At 61.2% G+C, this 22,465-nt stretch carries 21 protein-coding genes and 3 pseudogenes; 16 read left to right on the top strand and 8 right to left on the bottom strand.

What is annotated here, in order from left to right; all coding sequences use genetic code 11:
• The 3 genes from B2D37_RS05065 to B2D37_RS23015 all read left to right on the top strand — a co-directional run bounded on the left by B2D37_RS05065 (window position 1) and on the right by B2D37_RS23015 (window position 1,940).
• Window positions 1-597 carry an RNA polymerase sigma factor gene (locus tag B2D37_RS05065; RefSeq protein WP_079201695.1) on the top strand — a complete coding sequence of 199 codons (597 nt, stop codon included), beginning with the start codon at window positions 1-3 and terminating at the stop codon, window positions 595-597.
• Window positions 594-1,313, top strand: coding sequence for a hypothetical protein (locus B2D37_RS05070; RefSeq protein WP_079201696.1), 720 nt, complete (start codon window positions 594-596; stop codon window positions 1,311-1,313). Before B2D37_RS05065 ends, B2D37_RS05070 begins: the two co-directional genes overlap by 4 nt.
• Before the next feature lie 135 nt (window positions 1,314-1,448).
• Entirely contained in the window at window positions 1,449-1,940 is a 492-nt protein-coding gene (locus B2D37_RS23015; protein ID WP_154067040.1) for a hypothetical protein, read from the top strand.
• Between the two features lie 221 nt (window positions 1,941-2,161).
• Here the strand turns inward: B2D37_RS23015 and B2D37_RS05080 are convergent, their stop codons facing one another.
• Both B2D37_RS05080 and B2D37_RS05085 read right to left on the bottom strand, forming a co-directional pair.
• Window positions 2,162-2,449: a DUF3509 domain-containing protein gene (locus tag B2D37_RS05080; RefSeq protein WP_079201698.1), complete on the bottom strand. Its 288-nt coding sequence runs from the start codon at window positions 2,447-2,449 to the stop codon at window positions 2,162-2,164.
• A 58-nt stretch (window positions 2,450-2,507) separates the two neighbouring features.
• Window positions 2,508-2,729 (bottom strand): hypothetical protein, encoded by a 222-nt coding sequence (locus tag B2D37_RS05085; protein ID WP_079201699.1) that lies wholly within the window; start codon window positions 2,727-2,729, stop codon window positions 2,508-2,510.
• A 560-nt stretch (window positions 2,730-3,289) separates the two neighbouring features.
• Here B2D37_RS05085 and dnaX point away from each other — a divergent pair.
• From dnaX to B2D37_RS05105, 4 genes are all read left to right on the top strand, one after another.
• The gene (gene dnaX / locus B2D37_RS05090) at window positions 3,290-5,356 is read left to right on the top strand and encodes a DNA polymerase III subunit gamma/tau (protein WP_079201700.1); all 2,067 of its coding nucleotides are present in this window, start codon (window positions 3,290-3,292) and stop codon (window positions 5,354-5,356) included.
• Window positions 5,357-5,360: 4 nt separating this feature from the next.
• A complete protein-coding gene (locus B2D37_RS05095) occupies window positions 5,361-5,687 on the top strand; it encodes a YbaB/EbfC family nucleoid-associated protein (protein WP_079201701.1) in 327 nt (108 codons plus the stop codon).
• Window positions 5,688-5,875: 188 nt separating this feature from the next.
• Window positions 5,876-6,475 (top strand): recombination mediator RecR, encoded by a 600-nt coding sequence (gene recR / locus B2D37_RS05100; RefSeq protein ID WP_079201702.1) that lies wholly within the window; start codon window positions 5,876-5,878, stop codon window positions 6,473-6,475.
• Between the two features lie 376 nt (window positions 6,476-6,851).
• Window positions 6,852-8,000, top strand: coding sequence for an acyl-CoA dehydrogenase family protein (locus tag B2D37_RS05105; RefSeq protein ID WP_079201703.1), 1,149 nt, complete (start codon window positions 6,852-6,854; stop codon window positions 7,998-8,000).
• Window positions 8,001-8,176: 176 nt separating this feature from the next.
• Here B2D37_RS05105 and B2D37_RS05110 read toward each other — a convergent pair whose 3' ends face one another.
• Window positions 8,177-8,389 carry a cold-shock protein gene (locus B2D37_RS05110; RefSeq protein WP_069516724.1) on the bottom strand — a complete coding sequence of 71 codons (213 nt, stop codon included), beginning with the start codon at window positions 8,387-8,389 and terminating at the stop codon, window positions 8,177-8,179.
• A 513-nt stretch (window positions 8,390-8,902) separates the two neighbouring features.
• On the opposite strand from B2D37_RS05110, the gene B2D37_RS05115 reads away from it, so the two are divergent.
• The 5 genes from B2D37_RS05115 to B2D37_RS05135 all read left to right on the top strand — a co-directional run bounded on the left by B2D37_RS05115 (window position 8,903) and on the right by B2D37_RS05135 (window position 12,541).
• The gene (locus tag B2D37_RS05115) at window positions 8,903-9,142 is read left to right on the top strand and encodes a hypothetical protein (RefSeq protein ID WP_154067041.1); all 240 of its coding nucleotides are present in this window, start codon (window positions 8,903-8,905) and stop codon (window positions 9,140-9,142) included.
• 423 nt (window positions 9,143-9,565) lie between these two features.
• Window positions 9,566-9,733 carry a thioredoxin family protein gene (locus tag B2D37_RS05120; RefSeq protein ID WP_154067042.1) on the top strand — a complete coding sequence of 56 codons (168 nt, stop codon included), beginning with the start codon at window positions 9,566-9,568 and terminating at the stop codon, window positions 9,731-9,733.
• 66 nt (window positions 9,734-9,799) lie between these two features.
• Window positions 9,800-10,738: a DnaJ C-terminal domain-containing protein gene (locus B2D37_RS05125; protein WP_079201705.1), complete on the top strand. Its 939-nt coding sequence runs from the start codon at window positions 9,800-9,802 to the stop codon at window positions 10,736-10,738.
• Window positions 10,739-10,741: 3 nt separating this feature from the next.
• On the top strand, window positions 10,742-11,044 hold the full coding sequence (locus B2D37_RS05130) for a chaperone modulator CbpM (protein ID WP_079201706.1): 303 nt from the start codon (window positions 10,742-10,744) through the stop codon (window positions 11,042-11,044).
• A 135-nt stretch (window positions 11,045-11,179) separates the two neighbouring features.
• A complete protein-coding gene (locus tag B2D37_RS05135; RefSeq protein WP_256573150.1) occupies window positions 11,180-12,541 on the top strand; it encodes a hypothetical protein in 1,362 nt (453 codons plus the stop codon).
• On the opposite strand, the pseudogene arsJ reads toward B2D37_RS05135, so the two are convergent.
• The 4 genes and pseudogenes from arsJ to B2D37_RS05155 all read right to left on the bottom strand — a co-directional run bounded on the left by arsJ (window position 12,542) and on the right by B2D37_RS05155 (window position 15,642).
• Window positions 12,542-13,770 (bottom strand): annotated as a pseudogene (gene arsJ / locus B2D37_RS05140) (organoarsenical effux MFS transporter ArsJ). It abuts the gene before it with no gap.
• A 63-nt stretch (window positions 13,771-13,833) separates the two neighbouring features.
• Window positions 13,834-14,838 carry an ArsJ-associated glyceraldehyde-3-phosphate dehydrogenase gene (locus tag B2D37_RS05145; protein WP_079201707.1) on the bottom strand — a complete coding sequence of 335 codons (1,005 nt, stop codon included), beginning with the start codon at window positions 14,836-14,838 and terminating at the stop codon, window positions 13,834-13,836.
• A gap of 24 nt (window positions 14,839-14,862) precedes the next feature.
• Complete coding sequence (locus tag B2D37_RS05150; protein WP_079204903.1) at window positions 14,863-15,189, bottom strand: YnfA family protein; 327 nt, start codon at window positions 15,187-15,189, stop codon at window positions 14,863-14,865.
• Between the two features lie 96 nt (window positions 15,190-15,285).
• Window positions 15,286-15,642: a metalloregulator ArsR/SmtB family transcription factor gene (locus B2D37_RS05155; RefSeq protein WP_079201708.1), complete on the bottom strand. Its 357-nt coding sequence runs from the start codon at window positions 15,640-15,642 to the stop codon at window positions 15,286-15,288.
• 325 nt (window positions 15,643-15,967) lie between these two features.
• Between B2D37_RS05155 and B2D37_RS05160 the strand changes: the two genes are divergently transcribed.
• The 4 genes and pseudogenes from B2D37_RS05160 to B2D37_RS05175 all read left to right on the top strand — a co-directional run bounded on the left by B2D37_RS05160 (window position 15,968) and on the right by B2D37_RS05175 (window position 19,918).
• Complete coding sequence (locus tag B2D37_RS05160; protein ID WP_079201709.1) at window positions 15,968-16,330, top strand: winged helix-turn-helix domain-containing protein; 363 nt, start codon at window positions 15,968-15,970, stop codon at window positions 16,328-16,330.
• Between the two features lie 500 nt (window positions 16,331-16,830).
• Window positions 16,831-18,933 carry an elongation factor G gene (gene fusA, locus B2D37_RS05165; RefSeq protein ID WP_079201710.1) on the top strand — a complete coding sequence of 701 codons (2,103 nt, stop codon included), beginning with the start codon at window positions 16,831-16,833 and terminating at the stop codon, window positions 18,931-18,933.
• 134 nt (window positions 18,934-19,067) lie between these two features.
• Window positions 19,068-19,471, top strand: a pseudogene (locus B2D37_RS05170) (YciI family protein); the annotation flags it as partial.
• Window positions 19,472-19,501: 30 nt separating this feature from the next.
• Window positions 19,502-19,918, top strand: coding sequence for a VOC family protein (locus tag B2D37_RS05175; protein WP_079204904.1), 417 nt, complete (start codon window positions 19,502-19,504; stop codon window positions 19,916-19,918).
• 274 nt (window positions 19,919-20,192) lie between these two features.
• On the opposite strand, the pseudogene ggpS reads toward B2D37_RS05175, so the two are convergent.
• Window positions 20,193-22,453, bottom strand: a pseudogene (gene ggpS / locus B2D37_RS05180) (glucosylglycerol-phosphate synthase).
• Window positions 22,454-22,465: the final 12 nt, after the last annotated feature.

A 22,465-nucleotide genomic window follows, 5' to 3' on the forward strand; every position in this document is an offset into this window, starting at 1 on the left:
GTGACTGCCCATCCTGTTGCACCACTGTCTGACGAAGAGGACGCCGCCTTGTTGCGGCGTTATCGCCAGGGCGATGCCGAGGCCTTTGCGCTGCTCTATCAGCGCCATCGCCTCGGCCTGTTTCGCTTTCTCTGTGGCCTGTGTGGCGACCCGACGCTGGCCGAGGAGGTGTTCCAGGACACTTGGATGAGCCTGATCCGCAGCCAGTCGTTGCAGCGTGAGGCGGTGTTGTTCAAGACCTGGCTGTACCAGATCGCGCGCAATCGGCTGATCGATCACTGGCGCAAGTCGGGGCGCCAGCAGGCAAAGCATGAGGCGTTCGACGAGCAGCTGCATGACCAGCCGTGCAGCGAGAGTGATCCTGAGCAGCAGCTCAGCCTGAGTCGCGATCAGCAGCGCTTGCAGGCTGCGCTGGATGATCTACCGGCCGAGCAGCGGGAGGTCTTCCTGCTGCGCGCCCACGGCGATCTGGAGTTGCACGAGATCGCCGAGCTGACCCGCACGCCTGCGGAAACGGTGAAAAGCCGCTTGCGCTATGCGTTGCAGAAACTACGTCGGTTGCTGGCTGACCCGGCAACCGAGGAGTTACCCGTATGAAGCGCGATCAACACGAGCCACAAGACGTGGCGCATGAGCGGGCCTTGCTCGAACACTTTCGCGCCCAGAGTCAGGCCGAACCCAGTGCCGGGCTGGATGCGCGGATCCTGGCTGCGGCCCGTGCCGCGCAGCCCTCAGTTAAACCGAGCTGGAGTCAGCGTCTGCATAGCTGGTTGTTCGGTCATGGTGGTCGGCAGCGCTGGTCGCTGACGGTGGCCGGTTTGGCCTGCGTCGGCATCGGCATCAGCCTGACTTGGCGCACGTTGGAACAAGCGCCCGATAACTTTGCTGCGCCAATGCCGCGTGCCGTAATGGCCCCAGCCACGCCCATGGCCGATGCCGACGCGCCGCATGCTCTGCTGCGCGAGCAAGCGGCGGCGCCAGCCATGCAGCGTTACGCCGAGCCGCGGCAAAAGGCCGAGAAGAAGCAGTCAATGTCAGTCCTGATGGAGGATGCGGGCACGCCAGTACCAGGCGAGGCCGAAGCCTTGGCTGATGCCCCGGCGCCGAGTGCAGAGCTGCCAGCCGCCGTGGGTTCTATACCGCCGGCCAGCATGGCGGCGAAGCAGGAAGCGGAAAAAGTGCTCATGCAGCTGCTCGAACTGCGCCGCGCAGGCAAGGCTCAGGAGGCGCAGCGCCTGCAACAACGCTTGCAGCTGGATTATCCGCAGATGGATATCGAGGCGCAGCTCGAGCGACTCGAGAGAAGCCATTAGCAGGCCAGTGCGATGAGGGCAGATTTCATCGGCCGCAAGTTGAGTAAAACCGTGTAAGCACTGCACGGCAGGCTTGCTAGATGTCGGGGGAGAGTGGAGCATGGTGCTCCGCCCTTACTGCGATTGTGCTTGTTGATGATCAGTTTCCGGTTTTTGCCTTTGCTTCTAGCTCTACTAGCGATGAGTGCGTGCGACGATGAAAAGTCAGCGACCGCTGTGCCGGGCGAGCCTGCCAAACCTGCCGTGCCAATGCCGGCTGCAGATGTTGCGCCCACTCCCGTGTCGAAGCCGGTAACCAGGTCTGTCGTCAAGCAAGTAGTCGAGCCTGCTCGGCCCAGCCCGAAGCCTGCCGTGGTCAACAAGCCGGTGGCCAGCGACAGTGTTGTTGTCCCTCCGCTCCGGGCGGAACTGGACTTGAGCCTGCCGGCGGATCTGTTTGAAGAGTTGCAGTCGCTCGTTGCTCCTGATGAACTGCCGTCGCCGACCTTGCTGCCGCCGCTATTTCGGGCAGATCAGGCAGCAGAAAGCCCCTTTCAGCTCAATGGAAAGCTGATCACCAGTGAGCGAAGTAATGACTATTGGGATTCGCTAGAAGGCGCCGAACTGCAGTTCAAGTTCAAGCGATAGATAGTCAGAATGAAGTGGCAGCATTGGTGCTGCACGCTAGTCAGTTCCAATTATTTCGCTCTGGCTGAGGCGCAAACGCGGTAAGCCAATTGGCCGATGCAATCGCTTCGATGAGTTATCCCCTGGGCAATCCATCGGCCCAAGGTTACAAAAAATGCCGCTTACTTGATTCAAGTGAGCGGCATTGTGCTGTGCGGTGAGGTTGGGCGGTACAGGCTATTTCAGTCGACGTGGTAGTTGAGCACGCTGTTTTGTTCTTTCAGGGCCTTGCGCATTTCTGCTGGAATATTGCCGGAGCGAACAGCGAGTTCCAGGCGAATTTCTTCGAGGCTTTGCGCAAAAGCCTGCGCGTCATCCCGCTGGGCGGAGCTGAGGACTCGGCTGTAGGCGGTGACATCGGCGGCGTCGATGAGGGAGAGGACAATGCCTCCATCTGGGCGGCGCGGGCTGAAAGTGACGCGTAAAGGAGCAAACAACTGTTCGACGAATTGGCGATTGATGCTATCCATGACCGTTCTCCATCCTGAGGCTAGTCACTTAAGACCTCTGTGGCGTTGTGAAGTTCGGTCAGGCCATTAGCGATTGGCGCGCGCGCTCGATTACTTGCGGCAAGGACTCGCTGCTGTACTGCTCGGGGTACAGGCGCTGGGTATGCTGGGCAATACCGGCCTGATTGACGATAGTGAAGCTGAAGTTACCCTTGCGGCTGGCAAGAATGCGGCAATCGAATGGCGCAAAGGCGTCGGATAGGGTGCGAATGGCATCCTGAATTTGGTGTTGAGTATTCATTTTTTGGGTGTTTCCTAAAACAGCGGGCGCGTCATTGCGCTAAATAATGCTCCAGGCTTTCGACTTTCTGGGTCGACGGCATGAATCTGATCGGAGCGGGACTGCGCACATAAGTTCAGTATTAGCCTGGTTCTTATGTGGGTCGGCACTTCGGAGGCAGGCTGAGTCAGTGCTTGCGCAAGACGGCCTGATCAGTCAGCAGGTTGGGTCTGGTAAGGAACTGTGCGGCATAGCTTGATAGGGCGTATGCGTTCTTTACCTGGAGTCCAGCGAGGGGGCCGAAAGGCCTGTATGACTTACAGCGTGGTACTAACGGTCCGGATGGTAACTGTTTGATTAAATTTTAGCCAGCTTAATCTGTACAGGACGCGGATAATACCCGGTAGGAGCCCGCTGGCTGGGGTCCGGCATTCCTGTGATTCGCTAGCAGTCACCCAATACATGGGTTCAGTCGATGCAATGAGTATTGCCAGGCAGGGCCGAGCTGCACATCGGATGCAATTTAGCCCATGCTCCGTTACGATTAGCCCACTTTTGCTTTCATCTCGCGACGGTTTTAGATGAGTTATCAGGTTCTTGCACGAAAGTGGCGTCCGCGCTCGTTTCGCGAAATGGTCGGCCAGGCCCATGTGCTCAAGGCGCTGATCAACGCCCTCGACAGTCAACGGCTGCATCACGCCTACCTGTTTACAGGTACCCGTGGCGTGGGCAAGACCACAATTGCGCGCATTATCGCCAAGTGCCTGAACTGCGAAACCGGGATCAGTTCGACGCCTTGCGGTGTCTGCTCTATCTGCAAGGAGATCGACGAAGGGCGTTTCATCGACCTGATCGAGGTTGATGCTGCCAGCCGTACCAAGGTCGAAGACACTCGCGAGCTGCTGGATAACGTGCAGTATTCGCCGAGCCGTGGGCGTTTCAAGGTCTACCTGATCGACGAAGTGCACATGCTGTCTTCGCACTCGTTCAACGCCTTGCTCAAGACCCTGGAAGAGCCGCCGCCGCACGTCAAATTCCTGCTGGCAACCACTGACCCGCAGAAGCTGCCGATGACCATTTTGTCGCGCTGCTTGCAGTTCTCTCTGAAGAACATGCCGCCGGAGCGGGTGGTGGAGCACCTGACCCATGTATTGGGTGCGGAAAATATTCCGTTTGAAGACGATGCACTCTGGCTGCTCGGCCGTGCGGCCGATGGTTCGATGCGCGACGCGATGAGCCTGACTGACCAGGCGATTGCCTTCGGTGAAGGTAAGGTACTAGCGGCAGACGTGCGCGCGATGCTCGGTACTCTCGATCACGGTCAGGTGTATGGCGTGCTGCATGCTTTGCTCGAGGGTGATGCGCGTGGTCTGATCGATGCCGTGCGCCATTTGGCCGAGCAGGGCCCTGACTGGAGTGGGGTGCTGGCGGAGGTTCTCAATGTCCTGCATCGCGTGGCCATCGCTCAGGCGCTGCCGGATGCGGTCGACAACGGCCAGGGTGATCGTGATCGGGTGCTGGCATTGGCCGAAGTATTACCAGCCGAAGATGTGCAGTTTTACTACCAGATGGGCCTGATCGGTCGGCGCGACCTGCCGTTGGCGCCGGATCCGCGCAGCGGCTTCGAGATGGTGCTGTTGCGCATGTTGGCGTTTCGGCCCGCCGATACCGGCGATGGGCCGAGGGTGGCGCTAAAGCCCCTAGGGATTAGCCAGGCCACAGCTGATCCCCGTCCCAACCCAGTGGCCGGCACGGCTGTGGTTGTGTCGGCTGTGACCGCCACCGTTGTCGAGGCTGAAGCCGAGCCAGTGGTGGTTGCGGCTGTTGCGCCTGAGCCGCCGCCTGCGCAGGTCGAGTTTCAGGCATCGGCGCCGGTCGAGCCGGAGCCTGCGCGTGCAGCGTCCCCGGTTGTCGCCACGCCGCCGACTGCTGCGCCGCCCGCGGCGATTGCCGAAGTGACAAATTTACCCTGGGAAGAACAGGCCGCCCCGGATGAGGATAGTGCGCCACTGGCTGAGCCGGTGTCGGTGCCGCCACAAGCCGAGGCGTTGGCAGTAAAGCCCGCCAGCATTGCGCCGTCGGTCGAGGCCAGTAGTGACAGCGATGATGAGCCGCCGCTGAGCGATTATGATTATGTAGAGATGGATGCACAGTCGTTCGACTACGATTTCGATGCGGTTGATTCCGTTGCGCCCGTCGAACCGGAGCCGCAGCTCGCGGCGAAGCCGGCGACCGGCCTGGCAGCCGACTGGTTGGAGCTGTTTCCCAAGCTTGGTCTGTCTGGCATGACCGGCAGTATCGGCGCCAACTGCACGCTGATGGCGGTCGAGGGTGATAGCTGGTTGTTGCATCTCGACCCGGGACACAGTGCGCTGTTCAATGCGACCCAGCAGCGTCGTTTGAATGATGCCCTGGATCAGTATCATGGGCGCGAGTTAAACCTGCAGATCGAGTTGTGCGCGCCCGAGCAGGAAACTCCGGCGCAGGCAGCGGCACGCAAGCGCGCCAATCGCCAGCGCCAGGCGGAAGAGTCGATCCACAGTGATCCACTGGTGCAGCAAATGATTCAGCAGTTCGCTGCGGTTATCCGCGTGGACAGTATCGAGCCCGTAGATGTTCAAGTTAACTCCCTGATTACCGAGGACTAGCACCATGATGAAAGGTGGAATGGCCGGCCTGATGAAGCAGGCCCAGCAGATGCAAGAAAAAATGCAGAAGATGCAGGAAGAATTGGCTAACGCCGAAGTGACCGGTCAGTCCGGTGCCGGCCTGGTCAGCGTGGTGATGACTGGTCGCCATGATGTCAAACGCGTGAGCCTGGACGACAGCCTGATGCAGGAAGACAAGGAAATCCTCGAGGATCTGATTGCGGCGGCAGTGAACGATGCAGTGCGCAAGGTCGAGCAGAACAGTCAGGGCAAGATGTCTGGTATGACCGACGGGATGCAACTGCCCCCCGGCTTCAAAATGCCTTTCTGATTGATCCTGTGCCGTCCAGTCGGCGCACTGGGCGGCGTTGTCGGCGGACTTGGAATCCTCATGTGCACGAGCATACTGCGCTTCCTCGTCCGCCGGTGCCTTGTTCTGCGCGCCGTCTGACCGCCCTGCGGTTGCGGTGCTCCCGAACTTAACGGCTATCTCGAATTCTGCCGTCATTGAGTACCCCCATGAGCTTCAGCCCGCTGATTCGCCAATTGATCGATTCCTTGCGCATCCTGCCAGGGGTGGGGCAGAAGACTGCCCAGCGCATGGCCTTACAGATGCTCGAGCGTGATCGCGGAGGCGCAATGCGCTTGGCTCAGGCGCTGACCCGGGCGATGGAGGGTGTTGGTCACTGCACGCAGTGCCGCAGTCTGAGCGAGGATGAGGTTTGCCAGTTGTGCCTTGACCCGCGTCGCGACGACAGCTTGCTGTGCGTGGTGGAAGGGCCGATGGATGTCTACGCAGTGGAGCAGACCGGCTTTCGTGGGCGTTACTTCGTGCTCAAGGGGCATCTTTCCCCGCTCGACGGCCTGGGGCCAGAGGCCATTGGCATTCCTGATCTGCTGGCACGTATTGCCCAGGGCGGTTTTGCCGAAGTCATCCTAGCTACGAACCCTACCGTAGAAGGTGAGGCGACGGCCCATTACATTGCCCAGTTGCTGGCTAACAAGGGGCTGATCGCCTCGCGTATCGCCCATGGCATGCCGCTCGGGGGTGAGTTGGAGCTGGTCGATGGCGGAACCTTGGCTCATTCGATTGCCGGGCGGCGACCGATTCAGTTGTAAGGCTGTATCTACGGTTGGCCCGCCCAGTAGAAGTGGCTCCAGCCGCGAAGCTTTTGCTGTGTATCGAAGAGCTCGCGGCTGAATGACTGGGTATCCCCGACGTTCCACACAGTTTGCTGCGCGGCACGCTTCGGGCAAACTCCTGCGGGTAATTACGGCAGGGTTTTGACCCTTGTGCGCCCTTTGCGCCCTTCAAGTCTCGTAGGGTGGGTTCAGTCCGCCGAGACTGCATGTGGTGGGCTGTGGCCCCTCCCGCTGTGACAATCTCTGCGTTGTGCTGGGCGCGGCGTTATCGTCCTTGCAGATGGCGTAATTCACATCTTGTAAACCAAGCAAGCGCTCGGTATGGTCGCGGAAACCTCTGCGGAGCTGCCCCATGTCTGTCTTTCAGGATTACTTTGATGCATCCCAGCAACTGGTGCGCGACTCAGTGCGGCGCTTTGTCGAGCGGGAAATCCTTCCGCATGTCGATGAGTGGGAGGAGGCCGAAGAGTTTCCGCGTGAGCTGTACCTGAAGGCTGGTGCCGCCGGGATTCTTGGTATCGGATATCCGGAGCAGTTTGGTGGCAGCCACGAGGGCGATATCTTCGCCAAGGTCGCCGCCAGTGAAGAGTTGATGCGCTCTGGTTCCGGTGGTCTGGTCGCTGGTCTTGGTTCGCTGGATATCGGTCTGCCGCCGGTGGTTAAGTGGGGCGCTCCGGCGCTGCGTGAACGCATAGTGCCGCAGGTGCTCGCAGGAGAGAAGATCATGGCTTTGGCGGTCACCGAGCCCTCTGGTGGCTCTGACGTGGCCAATCTGAAGACTCGCGCGCTACGTGACGGTGATTGCTATCGGGTGACTGGCAGCAAGACCTTTATCACCAGTGGCATTCGTGCCGACTACTACACCGTGGCGGTACGGACTGGTGGAGACGGTTTCGGTGGTATCAGCCTGTTGCTGATCGAGAAGGGCACGCCCGGTTTCACTGTCGGTCGCAAGTTGAAGAAGATGGGTTGGTGGGCATCGGATACCGCCGAGTTGTTCTTCGACGATTGCCAGGTGCCAGTGTCGAACCTGATTGGTGCCGAGAACATGGGCTTTGCCTGCATCATGGCCAACTTCCAGAGCGAACGATTGTCGCTGGCGATCATGGCCAATATGACGGCGCAGCTGGCCTTCGAGGAAGCGATGGAGTGGGCGAAGCAGCGTGAGGCGTTCGGCAAGCCAATCGGCAAGTTTCAGGTGCTCAAGCACCGTCTGGCGGAGATGGCTACCCAGTTAGAGATTTCCCGTGAGTTCACCTACCGCCAGGCGGCGAAGATGGCAGCGGGCAAGAGTGTGATAAAGGAAATCTCCATGGCGAAGAACTTCGCCACCGACATTGCCGACCGGCTGACCTACGATGCGGTGCAGATAATGGGTGGGATGGGGTATATGAGAGGCGGTCTGGTAGAGCGCCTGTACCGCGATAATCGGATTCTGTCGATTGGCGGCGGCTCGCGGGAGATCATGAACGAGATCATCAGCAAGCAGATGGGTTTGTAGGGCGGGGTTTGGCGCTACAGTGACGCGAAAGCCTCACGGCGCTTTTCGCGTTTCGTCCTCGAGTGTCCTTCCGCGCGGGTGCGTGGAGGTTATCAGGGGCGGGGTTGTTGCCGTTCAGCAAGCATAAAAAAACGAGCCCCGCTTGTGCGGGGCTCGTCTTGAATAGGACAGGGAGCTTAAGCTACCTGTACCTCTTCAGCTTGCATACCTTTCTGACCGCGAGCGGCCACATAGGTAACGGTTTGGCCTTCTTTCAGGCTCTTGAAACCGTCGCTTTGGATAGCTTTGAAATGAACGAACAGATCATCGCCGCCGTTAGTCGGGGTAATGAAGCCGAAGCCCTTCTCATCGTTGAACCATTTGACGGTGCCAGTTTCGCGGTTTGCCATGATGTATCTCTTATGAATCGATGCGGATTGCAGTACTAGAAATACCGCAGGAGGGTGATGAACGCAATGATTTTTCGGTATTCAGTGGCTTTGAGTGGAAATTAATTCTCTCCGATTGCACTGTAAATTTCAGCTTAAGTCGGTGATGTTTGTTTTTTTTAACGCTGTTTTCCGGTTTTTTGCCTGTATATCGGCGAAGTTGTCTGTCGCGTGGTCAGTCATCCCGTCTCGGTCGTGCCAAGGCACCGAGTGGCGGTACTCCTAAACCCAGGAGCAGCTCTTAGCTGCATTGTCCGATGAGGCCGGGGCGGTTTCTTGATCTATATGCGCACCTCATCCTGGGCTCTCAGGCCAGTCAATGGTTCGTGCAAGGCTGGGTAAGCGTTAGCCAATATCGGCCACAGCTCGTCAGGCTATCTTTCTGCTTTCAATTGCTTGCCGTTCACTTAAGTTAAGGAACGGCATTTTTGTAACCTGCCGGTGATCGAAGCGCGCGAGCGCGGTGCGCTCCAGATGGCGCGGCCATTTACCCATTTCACATCTACTGGCGTGGCGTGGGCCGACGGTACTGGGCCGCAGATAGATGTAGCGATCTGGTGCAGCGGTTCTCGTCCGCGGCTGGATCGTCTGGTCGCCCTGGAGGTGCTGAGTGAGCAAGCTACGGTGGATGTCGAGGGCACTCGTTCGCTCAAGCAGCCCCGGCTCTGGCTGGTCGGCATGGCGAATGAACCGGCGCAGTCGCCGCCATCTTGATTGGCGTCACGCGTACCGCGCGGTCTGCCGCCGCAGAAATTGCCGAGGCTTTGCAGCAGTGAGCATGCGCGCTATCTGCCGTGTAACGACGACAAACTATAGATGTGAATCAAGCGAAGTTAGCCCGCGCAAACCCAGCGTCTGCTCGATGGCAGCCTGATCAGGTAGGGCAGGGATGGGGCGCTATGTCGAATGTTTCGTGCTGCACCGCAAGATCCTCGACCTGCCGCCGACGTAGCTGACATGGGTAACCGCCTGCAGTTCTCCTGCGAGCAGCTGTGCGATGTGTTCAGCCGCGTTTGCTTGTATGTGCTGATCGGCTATCTGTTCATCTAGCCTGCAAGGTGCATCGATATGATTATCAAGATGTTCGGTAGCGGTTGTAAAAAAGTGCGTCAGCCTGAGTGAGAGCGCTCGCCAGGCATTGAGCAATCTTGGCCTTCCGGCCGAGGCGCTCAGGTCACCGACTTCGCCGAAATCGCCGCCTACGGGCTCATGTCGACGTCTGCCCTGGCGATCGACGACGAGGTGGTCTCGGTCGGCAAGGTAATGACGGCCGGTGAGATAGCTGCCTTTCTGCAAGCCCGCTGATGCAGACTGCCAGGTAGCTCGCATTCAGCACGGGCTAGCCATCAACCAGCAGGGGAGCGTGAGCAATTGGAATTCAAGGATTACTACCAGGTTCTCAGTCTGGAGAAGAGCGCCAGCGAGGATGAAATCAAGAAGTCCTACCGCAAGCTGGCGCGCAAGTATCATCCGGATGTGAGCAAGGAGGCGGATGCCGAATTGCGCATGAAGGAAGTCAACGAGGCCTATGCGGTACTCGGTGATCTGGAAAAGCGCGCGGCCTACGATCAGCTTGGCAGTCGCTACCGGGATGGTCAGGAATTCCAGCCACCACCGAACTGGGACGCCGGCTTCGAGTTTTCCGGTGCGGACTTCTCCGGCGCCGATATGGGCGAATACAGCGATTTTTTTGCCAACCTGTTTGGTCAGCCCGGGCGCGGTGGACGTGGCGGGCCACGGCCACGACGCGGCGAGGATCACCACGCCAAGATCGTCATCGACCTGCGTGATGCCTATCAGGGCGCGCCACGCACCATCACCCTGCGTGGCGCACGGGCCGATGCCCAGGGCCGCGTGAGCATGCGGGAGCATAGCCTCAACGTGCAGATACCCAAGGGCGTCAAGGCGGGTCAGCACATTCGCCTGGCCGGCCAGGGCAGCCCGGGTATTGGCGGCAGCGCGGCTGGGAATTTGTTTCTGGAGGTGCATTTCAAAGAGGATCCGCACTACCGCGTGGATGGTCGCGATGTCTACGAGACCCTGCCGGTCACACCGTGGGAGGCGGCCTTGGGCGCCAGCATCGAGGCGCCTACGCCTTCCGGCAAGGTGCAGGTGAAAATACCTGCCAATTCGCAAGCTGGCCGCAAGTTGCGCCTCAAGGGCCGCGGCATACCCGGCGAACCGGCGGGTGATCTGTATCTGCTGCTGGAAATCGTGCTGCCGCCTGCCGACACTGAAAAGGCGCGTCAGCTCTATGAAATGATGGCGCAGGAGATGGCCTTCAATCCGCGCCTGGCCATGGGAGCCTGAACCATGCCACACACTGAAGTTGTCACCGGCGTTGTGCTGGACGAGGTCGCCCTCGACCTCGATGAACTGGCCCAGGCCTGTTCGGTCGATGCACAGTGGATCGTCGAGCGAGTCGAGGCCGGGTTGCTCTGCGAAGTAGCCCAGCCGCAGCGCTTCAGCAGTGCCGAGTTGGTCCGCGCCCGACACATGCTGGCGATCGAACGGGATTTCGACGCCAACCCCGAACTGGCTGCCCTAGTGGTGGATTTGATCGAGGAAGTAGGGCGACTCAAGGGCCGACTCAGGGCGGCGGGCATCGACGCGTAGCGTGCGGCTCTGAGGCCCGCGCATGGCTGTAGGCCTGACATCCTGTCGCTCTGTCTGAGTGGCCAAGGTATATGCGGCTACTAGGTTTCGAGTTTTTCCTTCAGCCCCCCCCAAAAACCCCATGTGGAACCTGACATGTCCAAGCAAACCATGCCACTGTTAGATACGGATACTGTCTTCCTTTCGAAGGCTGCCGCTACGGCAGCTGTGGCCGGGGTTTCGATCGAGACGCTGAACAGCCACTGCTTCTGCATCAGCCTGGACCCCGAGGCGTTGCGTCGTGCTCTGGAGTCGACGCTGGGTCAGCCCGGTCTGTTCGAACTGGTGCAGCAGCGCTGCCCTTATCTGTTCGCCGCCCATCCGGTGTTTATCGCCCCGGCGCATTTGCAGCGAATGGCCGAAGTGATCCGCGCCATCGAGTCGGTGGTGGCCTTGCCGGCCTATCGTGAGTTGGTGTTGGCCCGCTCGCCGGCCATCGCGGCGCATGATCCGGGCGGCGCCAAGGGGGTGTTCTTCGGCTACGACTTTCATGTCACCGAGGGTGGCTTCGGCCTGATCGAGATCAACAGCAATGCCGGCGGGGCGATGCTCAACGCCGTGCTGGCGCGGGCGCAACATGCCTGCTGTCCGGCTATCGAGCACATGCTGCCGCCGGCGTTGCGCGCCGAGACGCTGGAGGCTGGGATAATGGCCATGTTCCAGCAGGAATGGGCCTTGGCTGGTCATGCACGGCCGCTGCGCAGTATTGCCATCGTCGACGAAGCGCCACAGCAACAGTACCTGTACCCGGAATTTCTGCTGTTCCAGCAGTTGTTCCAGCGCCATGGCTTGCAGGCGGTGATCGCCGACCCGGCCGAGTTGAGCTTGCAGGATGGCGTGCTCTGGCATGGCGAACTGGCCATCGATCTGGTCTACAACCGCCTGACCGATTTCGCCCTCGACGCCCCAGCCAATGCGACGTTGCGTCAGGCCTATCTTGAGCACGCCAGCGTGCTCACGCCGCACCCGCAAGCCCATGCCCTGTATGCCGACAAGCGCAACCTGGCGCTGCTCTGCGATGCCGAGCAATTGCAGGCACTGGATGTGCCCCTGGCCACTCAGGAGCTGCTCCTGGCGGCCATTCCGCATACCGAGGTAGTGGACCCGGCCAATGCCGAGCGCCTGTGGCGCCAACGCAAGCAGCTGTTTTTCAAACCCAGCGCCGGTTACGGCAGCCGCGCCGCCTACCGTGGCGACAAGCTGACCCAGCGCGTCTGGCAGGAGATTCTCGCTGGCGACTACGTGGCCCAGGCTCTGGTGTTGCCGGGGCAGCGGGTGATGGCCAGCGATACCCCGGCGTTGAAATTCGATCTGCGCGATTACGCCTACGACGGCGCGGTGCAGTGGGTGGCGGCGCGCCTGTACCAGGGTCAGACCACCAACTTCCGCACCCCGGGCGGCGGCTTTGCGCCGGTCTATCCGGGGCCGCAGTCAGGTTGTGCGCCGGGCTGTAACTAGTTAGCCGGCAGGGGATGGATCGGCATGCCTGGGCAGCCCCAAGGAAATCAGCGCGGCGAGCAGGACGAAGGCTGAGGAAATCCACAGGCAGGCTTGCAGGCCATAAGCCTGATAGACCCAGCCTGACAGCAGGGTGCCGAGCAGTCGGCCCAGGGCGTTGGACATGTAATAGAAGCCCACGTCCAGCGACACGCCGTCTTCCTTGGCGTAACTGACGATCAGGTAGCTGTGCAGCGAGGAGTTCACCGCAAACAACGCACCGAACACCAGCAGGCCGCCGAGCAGCACCCACTGCACCGACAAGTCGCTGTACAAGCCCAGGGCGATGGAGGCCGGCAGGCCTGCCAGCGAGGCGGCCCAGACAAATGCGGCGCGCCCATCCGGTACCTGGCCGCGGGCGTTGCCGGTTATGGCTGGAGCGCAGGACTGAACGATGCCGTAGCCGATCACCCAGGCCGCGAGAAAACTACCGACCATCCAGAAATCCCAACCCAATACACTGGACAGGTACACCGGCAACGCCACCACGAACCAGACATCGCGCGCGCCGAACAAAAACAGCCGTGCGGCCGAAAGGATATTGATCGCCCGGCTTTTCGAGAGGATGTCGCGGAACCTGGGTTTAGCCTTGGCCTTGCCCAGATCCTTTTTCAGCAGCAGCAAACTGGCCAGCCAGATCAGCGCCAGCAACGCGGCCATTACCATTAGCGCAGCGCGAAAACCGAGCAGGGCGAGCAGGGCGCCACCGAGGAAAAAGCCGACGCCCTTGAGCGCATTCTTCGAGCCGGTCAGCAGCGCCACCCACTTGTACAGGGTGCTTTGCTGGCTGTCCGGAACCAGCAGTTTGATCGAGCTCTTGGCGCTCATCTTGTTCAGGTCTTTGGCGATACCCGACATGGCCTGGGCGCCCATCACCCAGGGGATAGTCAGCCAGGGGCCGGTACTGTGAGCATCAGCAGGGCGGCCACCTGCAGGCCCAGGCCGATATTCATGGTGCGGTTCAGGCCCAGGCGGGCGCCCAGATAGCCGCCGACCAGGTTGGTGATCACGCCGAAAATTTCATAGAACAGAAACAGCGCGGCGATCTGCAGCGGCGTATAGCCGAGGCTGTGGAAATGCAGCACCACCAACATGCGCAACGCGCCGTCGGTGAGGGTGAAGGCCCAGTAGTTACCGGTCACCAGCAGGTATTGGCGGACTTCTGGAGCGAGGCGGGACAGAGCGTGCATATAGATTCTGCAAAGGAACATGAATGTGCAGGGCGGATATGCCACACGTGAGTTCTCAGTCAGTCAGCCAGCCAAACCGACCAGCCGCGCCAGTTCCACGGTGCGGTTGGCGTAGGCCCACTCGTTGTCGTACCAGGCGTACAGCTTCACCTGGGTGCCGTTGATCACCATGGTCGAGAGCGCATCGATGATCGAGGAACGCGGATCGGTGCGGTAGTCGATGGACACCAGCGGGCGCTCCTCGTAACCGAGGATGTCCTTCAAGGAACCGGCCGCCGCCGTCTTGAACAGGGCATTGACCTCAGCCACCGTGGTGGCGCGCTCGACCTCGAACACGCAGTCGGTCAGCGAGGCGTTGGCCAGGGGCACGCGCACGGCATGGCCGTTCAGCTTGCCGCGCAGTTCGGGGAAGATTTCCGCGATGGCCGAGGCTGAACCGGTGCTGGTGGGAATCAGGCTCATGCCACAGGCGCGGGCGCGGCGCAGGTCCTTGTGCGGCTGGTCGAGGATGCTCTGGGTATTGGTCAGGTCGTGGATGGTGGTGATCGAGCCGTGGCGGATGCCCAGGTGCTCGTGGATCACCTTGACCACCGGCGCCAGGCAGTTGGTGGTGCAGGATGCGGCCGTGACGATGCGGTGCCGGGCCGGGTCGAACAGGTCCTGATTGACGCCCATGACGATATTCAGTGCGCCGGCTTCCTTCACCGGTGCGCTGACCACCACACGCTTGACCCCCTGGTCCAGGTAGCCCGAAAGAACCGCGACCGTTTTCATCCTGCCGCTGGCCTCGATCACCAGATCGCAGCCCGACCAGTCGGTGTCGGCGATGGCCCTGTTGGCGATGATCTTGACCTGCTTGCCGCCGATCAGGATGCAGTCGCCCGCGCTGCTCGCCTCATGCTGCCAGCGGCCGTGTACCGAGTCGAAATTCAGCAGGTGCGCGTGGGTCGCCGGGTCGCCGGCCGGGTCGTTGATCTGCACGAATTCGAACTCTGGCCAGTCCCAGGCGGCGCGCAATGCCAGGCGGCCGATACGACCGAAACCGTTGATGCCTACTTTGATGGTCATGTGTCGATTTCCTTGTAACAGTGATTAGGCGTTACGCGGCGCAAACATGATGATCGCCATGCCAAGCATGGCCACACCGGCCCCCAGCAAGTCCCAGTGGGTCGGGCGGATACCATCCACCAGCCACAACCAGAGGATCGCCATCGCCACATAGACCCCGCCGTAAGCGGCGTATACCCGCCCGGCAGCGGCCGGGTGCAAGGTCAGCAGCCAGGCGAACAGCGCCAGCGCGGCCGCCGCTGGCAGCAGCAGCCAGATGCTTTTGCCCTGCTTGAGCCACAGATAGGGCAGGTAACAGCCGATGATCTCGGCCAGGGCAGTCAGGGCGAACAAGCCCAAAGTATTGAACATGGGTACCTCAGGTATCGGCAGTTCGACCAGTTGCTCCTCCATGTTGGCGGGTGAGCGTCGTCCATAAAATTACTCCAGTCGCGTGGCAACAGGGTTTCAGCAGCAGGCGGCGAGGCGCTCGGGTCGCTCGCCCATGCCCTCGAGGCGCTTGGCGTCGGGGCTGAGCCAATGCTGGTTGGCAGCCAGAGTGGCGTCCAGCACGGCGATCACCCAGTCCGGCAGGTTGGGGTGCAGCCGGTAATACACCCATTGACCCTGCCGACGATCTGCCAGCAGGCCGCAGGTGCGCAATTGTGCCAGGTGCCGGGAGACCTTGGGCTGGCTTTCGCCAAGGGCGCAGGTCAGCTCGCAGACGCAGAGTTCCTGCTCGGCCGTGATCAGCAGCATTAGGCGTACGCGGGTTTCATCGGCCAGGCACTTGAAGACGCGGGTCGGGGTCAGGTGTGCTGCCATTGCGGTTCTCAACGTTAGCTTCCATCTTGATCCGCTCATCACCAGCCCCGGCAGATTTAGCGCATAGGTTGATGAGGCGCTCGCGCTCAACGACGTGTATGTCGTCGATTAACTTGTGGCCTGGCCGCGCAGACAAACAGCACACGAGTTTGGTTGGTCATCGCGCGACTCACAATATATGGCTTGGCGAATATACGTATAGCCGTATGTATCGTAAAGCCCGATCAGCTCCCAGGTGCTCGCCATTTTACGGTTCGCCAGCGCACGTGGCAGGTATAGTGCGAGCAGTGAATGGTTGTCCTCCTCCAATTTAGCTCAAGCCCCTATGCACCGACTCGACCTGAAAATTCGCCTGCACAACGGGGCCGATATCGCCATCGGCCCCGGCAAGGCCGACTTGCTCGAAGCCATCCGGAAAACCGGTTCGATCAGTGCGGCCGCGCGCAGTTTGGGCATGTCTTACCGGCGCGCCTGGCTGCTGGTGGAAACCATGAATCGCTGCTTCCAGGAGCCCCTGGTGACCACGCTGACGGGCGGACGCCATGGTGGTGGCACCCAACTGACCGAGATGGGCGTGCGGGTACTGCAGCGCTACCGTGAGCTCTGTGCACAGGCATTGGCCGCCGTGCAGGATGGCCTGGATGAGCTTGGCGCCTTGTTGGCGGATTCCGCGCCCGCAACCCGTTAGCCCGCAGTCCGGCCGTTACCCAAGGGCGCCTGGTTCTGCCGCTGAATTTTATCCCGTGGCATCCCGCTGGCGAGCATCGAGTCGTGCTCGCTCATTCGTCTTGCACCGGCCTGTCCAGGCGGCTGGAGGCTGGTTAAGCCCAGGTTGCGTGGTCAGTACCGCCGGGTGCGGTTATCTTCTGGAGAAATCGATCATGCGGAGCATCACCAGGTGATTCGCGGTATCCATCAGCGCGTTGATGCTATCGGCAAGGGTGTACCTGAGTTCAAGCCGCTCATCGCTCCGCTCGTACCAAGGGGCGCCAGTGGTGGTGGGGGCTCTTAGCGGGCGCTGAGCGTGTTTGCTGACGGCCTTTGGCCGCTCTCCCGATAGGCGGCGGTGCGTCGCGTCTGCATAGGTTTGCAGGGGTGCTAGCGTTCACATGCGGGCGTCGGTTGTTGCGCCGACCCTGCCAGGCATACGTCCTGCGTATCGCTCAGCCAGTCATGGAGGTGATCGTCATGCCCCGCACTACAGCCATCAACCATTACCGCAATATCGGCATAGTGGCGCACGTGGATGCCGGCAAGACCACCACCACCGAGCGGATCCTGTTCTACACCGGGGTCAACTACAAGATGGGCGAGGTGCATGATGGCGCCGCGACCATGGACTGGATGGTCCAGGAACAGGAGCGCGGCATCACCATCACCTCGGCGGCGACCACCGCGTTCTGGACCGGCTCGCGCAAGCAGTTGGACAAGTACCGGATCAATATCATCGACACCCCCGGCCACGTCGACTTCACCATCGAGGTGGAGCGTTCGTTGCGCGTGCTGGACGGCGCGGTGGTGGTGTTCAGCGGCGCCGACGGGGTCGAGCCGCAATCGGAGACGGTCTGGCGCCAGGCCGACAAGTACCAGGTGCCGCGCATCGCCTATGTCAACAAGATGGATCGGGCGGGCGCCGACTTCCTCCGGGTGGTCGCGCAGATCAAGCTGCGCCTGGGCCATACGCCGGTGCCGATCCAGTTGCCGATCGGCCAGGAGGAGGCGTTCCGCGGGCAGATCGACCTGATCCGCATGAAGGCCATCTACTGGAGCGCCGAGGACCAGGGCCTGAGCGGGCGCGAGGAGGAGATTCCGGCCGAGTTGCTGGAGCAGGCGCAACATTGGCGCGCCAACCTGCTCGAGGTCGCCGCGGAGGGCAACGAGGAGCTGCTCAACAAGTACCTGGACGGTGGCGAGCTGTCGGAGGACGAGATCAAGACCGGCCTGCGCCTGCGCACCCTGTCCTGTGAGGTGGTGCCGGCGGTCTGTGGCTCTTCGTTCAAGAACATGGGCGTGCCGCTGGTGCTGGATGCGGTGGTCGAGCTGCTGCCGGCGCCCACCGAGGTTCCCTCGATCCGTGGCAGCCATCCGGATTACCCGGAGCGCGAGGACGAGCGCCACGCCGCTGACGAGGAGCCGTTCGCGGCGCTGGCGTTCAAGATTGCCAGCGATCCTTTCGTCGGTACCCTGACCTTCATTCGCGTGTATTCCGGGGTACTCAACTCCGGTGATGCGGTGCTCAACTCGGTCACGGGCAAGAAGGAGCGGGTCGGGCGCATGGTGCAGATGCACGCCAATCACCGCGCCGAGATCAAGGAGGTACGCGCCGGCGACATCGCCGCGCTGATCGGCATCAAGGACGTCACCACCGGCGACACCCTGTGCGACCTGAACAAACCGATCGTGCTCGAGCGCATGGACTTTCCCGAGCCGGTGATCGCCATTGCCGTGGAGCCGAAGACCAAGGCCGATCAGGAAAAAATGGGCGTCGCCCTGGGCCGGCTGGCCCAGGAAGATCCCTCGTTCCGGGTGCGCACCGATGAGGAAACCGCGCAGACCATCATCTCCGGCATGGGCGAGTTGCACCTGGACATCATTGTCGACCGCCTGCGCCGCGAATTCGGCGTCGAGGCCAACACCGGCAAGCCGCAGGTGGCCTATCGGGAGACCATTCGCAATACGTGCGAGATCGAGGGCAAGTTCGTTCGCCAGACGGGCGGGCACGGCCAGTATGGCCACTGCTGGATCCGTTTCGCGCCAGCCGACGAGGGCCAGGAGGGGCTGCAATTCAGCAATGAGATCGTCGGCGGGGCGATCCCACGCGAATACATTCAGGCTATCCAGAAAGGCATCGAGGAGCAGATGAAAAACGGCGTGCTTGCCGGTTACCCGCTGCTTGGGCTCAAGGCCGCGGTATTCGATGGTTCCTCCCATGATGTCGACTCCAGCGAGCTGGCCTACAAGATCGCCGCCTCAATGGCCACCAAGCAGCTGGCGCAGAGAGGTGGGGCGGTGCTGCTGGAGCCGCTGATGCGCCTCGAGGTGGTCACGCCCGAGGCGTACATGGGCGACATCATGGGCGACCTCAATCGCCGCCGTGGCCTGATCCATGGCACCGAGGACGCCGTTTCGGGCCGCATCGTGCGCGCCGAGGTGCCGCTGGGCGAAATGTTCGGCTATGCCACCGACATGCGTTCGATGTCCCAGGGGCGCGCCAGCTTCTCCATGGAATTCGCACGCTACGCCGAGGCGCCGGCGCATATCGTGGCGGCCATCCTCAAGACGTCCGGCTGAAGGTGTACCCGGTAACCAAAGTGGCGGGGCAACAAAGTCGCTGCAGTCTGTCGATTCGCGCATGAGGCGTTCGACTACTGGGCAGACGCCACGCCACTGGCCGCGTGGCTGTGTACCGGCGAGGAGCGACGACGATGCGTTTTATGGTGATAGTCAAGGCAACCGCAGACTCTGCGCCGGGGTGATGCCCAGCGAAGAGCTGCTGGCGGCCATGGGGCGCTACAACGAGGAACTGCTCGAGGCGGGCGTGATGCTCGCCGGCGAGGGCTTGCAGCCCAGTGCCAAGGGCGCGCGGGTGAAATTTTCCGGCAGCCAGCGCAGCGTGACCGGCGGTCCGTTCATGGAAACCATGGAACTGATCGCCGGTTTCTGGATCTTCCAGATAGCCTCATTGCAAGAATGCATTAAGTGGGTCAAGCGCTGTCCTAACCCCATGCCCGGCGAGTCGGAAGTCGAGATTCGTCAGCTATTCGACGCCGAGGACTTCGGCGCCGAGTTCACCCCCGAGTTGCGCGAGCAGGAAGCCCGTATTCGCGCGTATCGACCTTCACGACTGAGGAGAGTTTTCATGAAGATCAATGCCTACCTGATGTTCGATGGTCAATGCGAGGCCGCTTTCAACTTCTACGCCGAGTGCCTGGGTGGCACCCTGGAAATGATGCGCTACGCGCAAAGCCCGGACGTCGGCGACATTCCGGCGGAGTTCCACCCGCGCATCATGCATGTCTGCCTGACGGTGGGCGACCAGCTGCTGATGGCCTCCGACAGCACCCGGCAATGCCCGTACGACGGCATCAAGGGCTGTTCGATTTCGTTGCAGGTGGACAATGTGCCCGAAGCCGAGCGTCTGTATGCCGCGCTGTCTGCTCAAGGTTCGGTACAGATGGAGCTGCAGCAGACCTTCTGGGCCACGCGCTTCGCCATGCTCACAGACCGCTTCGGCGTGTCCTGGATGATCAATTGCACGGTGAGCCAGATGGACTGAGCCTGCTACGGACTACTGGTGCGCGCGGCGCACCCGACGGGATATTGCGATCCGCAGGGTGCACTTAGGAGCCTGTCGGACTTAACACTGTTCTGCTGCGGAAAAGCCGGATTTGGCCATTTTTGCCGCTTCTCCTCGTTAAATAGCCAGCTATTCGCCTCGGAAAAGCTACAAAACTGCCTCAAACCGAATTGTCGGACCACGAACTTTGCCTCGCTACGAACGGTCAAGTCCGACAGGCTCCTAGGCCAGCAAGCGCTTTGCCGCGCATGCCTTAGCCGGTCAGCGTCAGTACCGCTTGCGGCTGTTCTGCCGGTTCGGCTACACCGGCGAGGAATTCATCGCCCCAGCGACGGATGTCGTTGTAGTTGACGATATCGAACAGTTCGCGCAGGCGCGCCTGAGCTTCGGTCTTGGGCATGTTCAGCGCCAGGTAGCAGACTTGCGCCAGATCCGCGGTGTCGTGCGGATTGGTCAGCAGCGCGCCCTTGAGCTCGGCGGCGGCGCCAGCGAACTCCGAGAGTGCCAGCACGCCATGGCCTTCGAGCAGGCCCTGGGTGGCGACGAACTCCTTGGCCACCAGGTTGAGGCCGTCGCGCAGTGGGGTGATCCACATGACGTCGGCCATGGCGTACCAGGCCACCACTTGATCGAACGGGAAACTGCGGAAGAAGAACTGTACTGGGGTCCAGCCGATGTGGGCGAAGCGTCCGTTGATGCGGCCTACGGCTTGCTCGATCTGCGCTTGCAGTTCGTCATAAATGGTCATTTCGCTGGCAGCCGGTACGCAGATGCTGACCAGAGTGACCTTGCCCAGCAGCTCCGGGTTGTCCTCCAGCAGACGCTCGAAGGCCTTGAGTTTTTCCAGGATGCCCTTGGTGTAGTCGAGACGTTCCACCGAGAGGATCAGTTTCAGGCCGCTGAGTTCTTTGCGCAGGTTGGCCATCTGCTCCTGAATCTTCGGTTGCGCCAGGGCGCTGCTGATCCGCCCATATCCAGGCCGACCGGGTGTGCGCCTAGTTTGACGATGCGGCTGCCGGTGTCGACGGCGGTGGTCATGCGCTCCAGGCCCACGGCGCAGCCATAGGTGATGAAGCGCGGGGCGCAATTCTGCCGGCTAACGGTTTGCAACGGCGTCACGCCGCGTGCCACGTCAACGAAGTTCTCCACCTGACGCGGGATGTGAAAGCCGATGTAATCGCATTGCAGCAGGCTGCCGATGATCTGTTTGCGCCACGGCAGTACGTTGAACACGTCCGCAGAGGGGAAATAGGTGTGGTGGAAGAAGGCGATGCGCAGATCCGGGCGCAACTCGCGCAGATAGCCGGGCACCATCCACAGGTTGTAGTCATGCAGCCACACGATGGCCCCTTCGGCGGCTTCCAGTGCAGTGCGCTCGGCGAAGGCGCGGTTGACCTTGAGGAACACCTGCCAGTCGTCTTCGTTGAAGGTGGCGCGTTCCCAGAAGGTGTGCAGGGTCGGCCAGAAGGCTTCCTTGGAGAAGCGCTTGTAGAAGATGTCGACCTCTTCCTTGCTCAGTTTGACCCTGGCGGCCTTGAGCTTGGGGTAGCGCTCGGCGTCTACGGTGGTGTGGATGTCGAAGGTTTCATCACCTTCCTCATGCACGGCCCAGGCGACCCAGGAGCCGGGGCGACCGTCGCCGAAAAAGCTCAGCAGGGTGGGGATGATGCCGTTCGGTGAGGTCGGGCGGCGGCGTTGCAGCTTGCCGTCGACCCGGTGTTCTTCATAGGGCAGGCGGTGGTAGACCATCACCAGCTCCGACTTGCCGGGTGCCGCGGCGATACGCCGTTCGGCGGCGATACCGTGCTCGCCGAGGTAACCGAAGTGGGCGAACGCCTGGAGAATGCCGCCGCAACCGGCGCGGCTGGCGTGCAGCGTCCGCGAGTGCGTCTCGGTAGCTTGCAGCAGATTGGCTTCCGAGTCGCCGACGCAGACACTGTTGAAGTCACCGTTGAGCATGCTCAGATCGTTGAAGCTGTCGCCAGCGGCCAGCACCTGGTCATTGTCCAGTTCCAGCCAGTCAACCAGGGCTTGCAGGCTGCTGCCTTTGTTGACGCCCTGAGGCAGGAAGTCGAGAAAGCGTTCGGCCGAATAGAGCAGGTCGCAGCCGAGCGATTGGGCGGCGGCCAGCAGGGCCGGATTGGCGGCCTCTTCCGGGGTGCAAAAGTAGGAGCAACGGCGCATCTGCGGCACGTCCTGGCGCTCCAGAGCGAAGCCTTCGATAGCACTGGCAACCTGGCTCTCGCCGGGCCAGAGCGCATCGACCATGCTTTGCAGCGGCTGGATTGGCTGCAGGGTGTCGCCGTGGGTAAAGCTGGCGCCGACATCGGAGATGATGAAGTCCGGCTGTGGCAGGGTTGGGTCGGCCAGCAGGGGCAGTACCGACTCCAGGCTGCGGCCGGTGACGTAGGCTAGTTGGATTTCCGGGTGGGCGGCGATGATTTGATAAAGGCTTAAACGATCCTCGGGGTCACCGGCGAGAAAGGTTCCATCGAGATCGGTGGCAAGTAACATGCGCAGTCTCCT

Source organism: Pseudomonas sp. CC6-YY-74 (assembly GCF_002025205.1).
GTDB lineage: Bacteria > Pseudomonadota > Gammaproteobacteria > Pseudomonadales > Pseudomonadaceae > Aquipseudomonas > Aquipseudomonas paeninsulae.

Bases quoted from the DNA above. Each gene is read 5' to 3' on its own strand.
- B2D37_RS05130 (WP_079201706.1), top strand. From the start codon at position 10,742: ATGCCACACACTGAAGTTGTCACCGGCGTTGTGCTGGACGAGGTCGCC.
- dnaX (WP_079201700.1), top strand. From the start codon at position 3,290: ATGAGTTATCAGGTTCTTGCACGAAAGTGGCGTCCGCGCTCGTTTCGC.
- B2D37_RS05150 (WP_079204903.1), bottom strand. From the start codon at position 15,189: ATGTTCAATACTTTGGGCTTGTTCGCCCTGACTGCCCTGGCCGAGATC.
- B2D37_RS05085 (WP_079201699.1), bottom strand. From the start codon at position 2,729: ATGAATACTCAACACCAAATTCAGGATGCCATTCGCACCCTATCCGAC.
- B2D37_RS05070 (WP_079201696.1), top strand. From the start codon at position 594: ATGAAGCGCGATCAACACGAGCCACAAGACGTGGCGCATGAGCGGGCC.
- B2D37_RS05135 (WP_256573150.1), top strand. From the start codon at position 11,180: ATGTCCAAGCAAACCATGCCACTGTTAGATACGGATACTGTCTTCCTT.
- B2D37_RS05160 (WP_079201709.1), top strand. From the start codon at position 15,968: ATGCACCGACTCGACCTGAAAATTCGCCTGCACAACGGGGCCGATATC.
- B2D37_RS05145 (WP_079201707.1), bottom strand. From the start codon at position 14,838: ATGACCATCAAAGTAGGCATCAACGGTTTCGGTCGTATCGGCCGCCTG.
- B2D37_RS05110 (WP_069516724.1), bottom strand. From the start codon at position 8,389: ATGGCAAACCGCGAAACTGGCACCGTCAAATGGTTCAACGATGAGAAG.
- B2D37_RS05105 (WP_079201703.1), top strand. From the start codon at position 6,852: ATGTCTGTCTTTCAGGATTACTTTGATGCATCCCAGCAACTGGTGCGC.
- B2D37_RS05175 (WP_079204904.1), top strand. From the start codon at position 19,502: ATGAAGATCAATGCCTACCTGATGTTCGATGGTCAATGCGAGGCCGCT.
- B2D37_RS05080 (WP_079201698.1), bottom strand. From the start codon at position 2,449: ATGGATAGCATCAATCGCCAATTCGTCGAACAGTTGTTTGCTCCTTTA.
- B2D37_RS05155 (WP_079201708.1), bottom strand. From the start codon at position 15,642: ATGGCAGCACACCTGACCCCGACCCGCGTCTTCAAGTGCCTGGCCGAT.
- recR (WP_079201702.1), top strand. From the start codon at position 5,876: ATGAGCTTCAGCCCGCTGATTCGCCAATTGATCGATTCCTTGCGCATC.
- fusA (WP_079201710.1), top strand. From the start codon at position 16,831: ATGCCCCGCACTACAGCCATCAACCATTACCGCAATATCGGCATAGTG.
- B2D37_RS23015 (WP_154067040.1), top strand. From the start codon at position 1,449: ATGATCAGTTTCCGGTTTTTGCCTTTGCTTCTAGCTCTACTAGCGATG.
- B2D37_RS05095 (WP_079201701.1), top strand. From the start codon at position 5,361: ATGATGAAAGGTGGAATGGCCGGCCTGATGAAGCAGGCCCAGCAGATG.
- B2D37_RS05115 (WP_154067041.1), top strand. From the start codon at position 8,903: ATGGCGCGGCCATTTACCCATTTCACATCTACTGGCGTGGCGTGGGCC.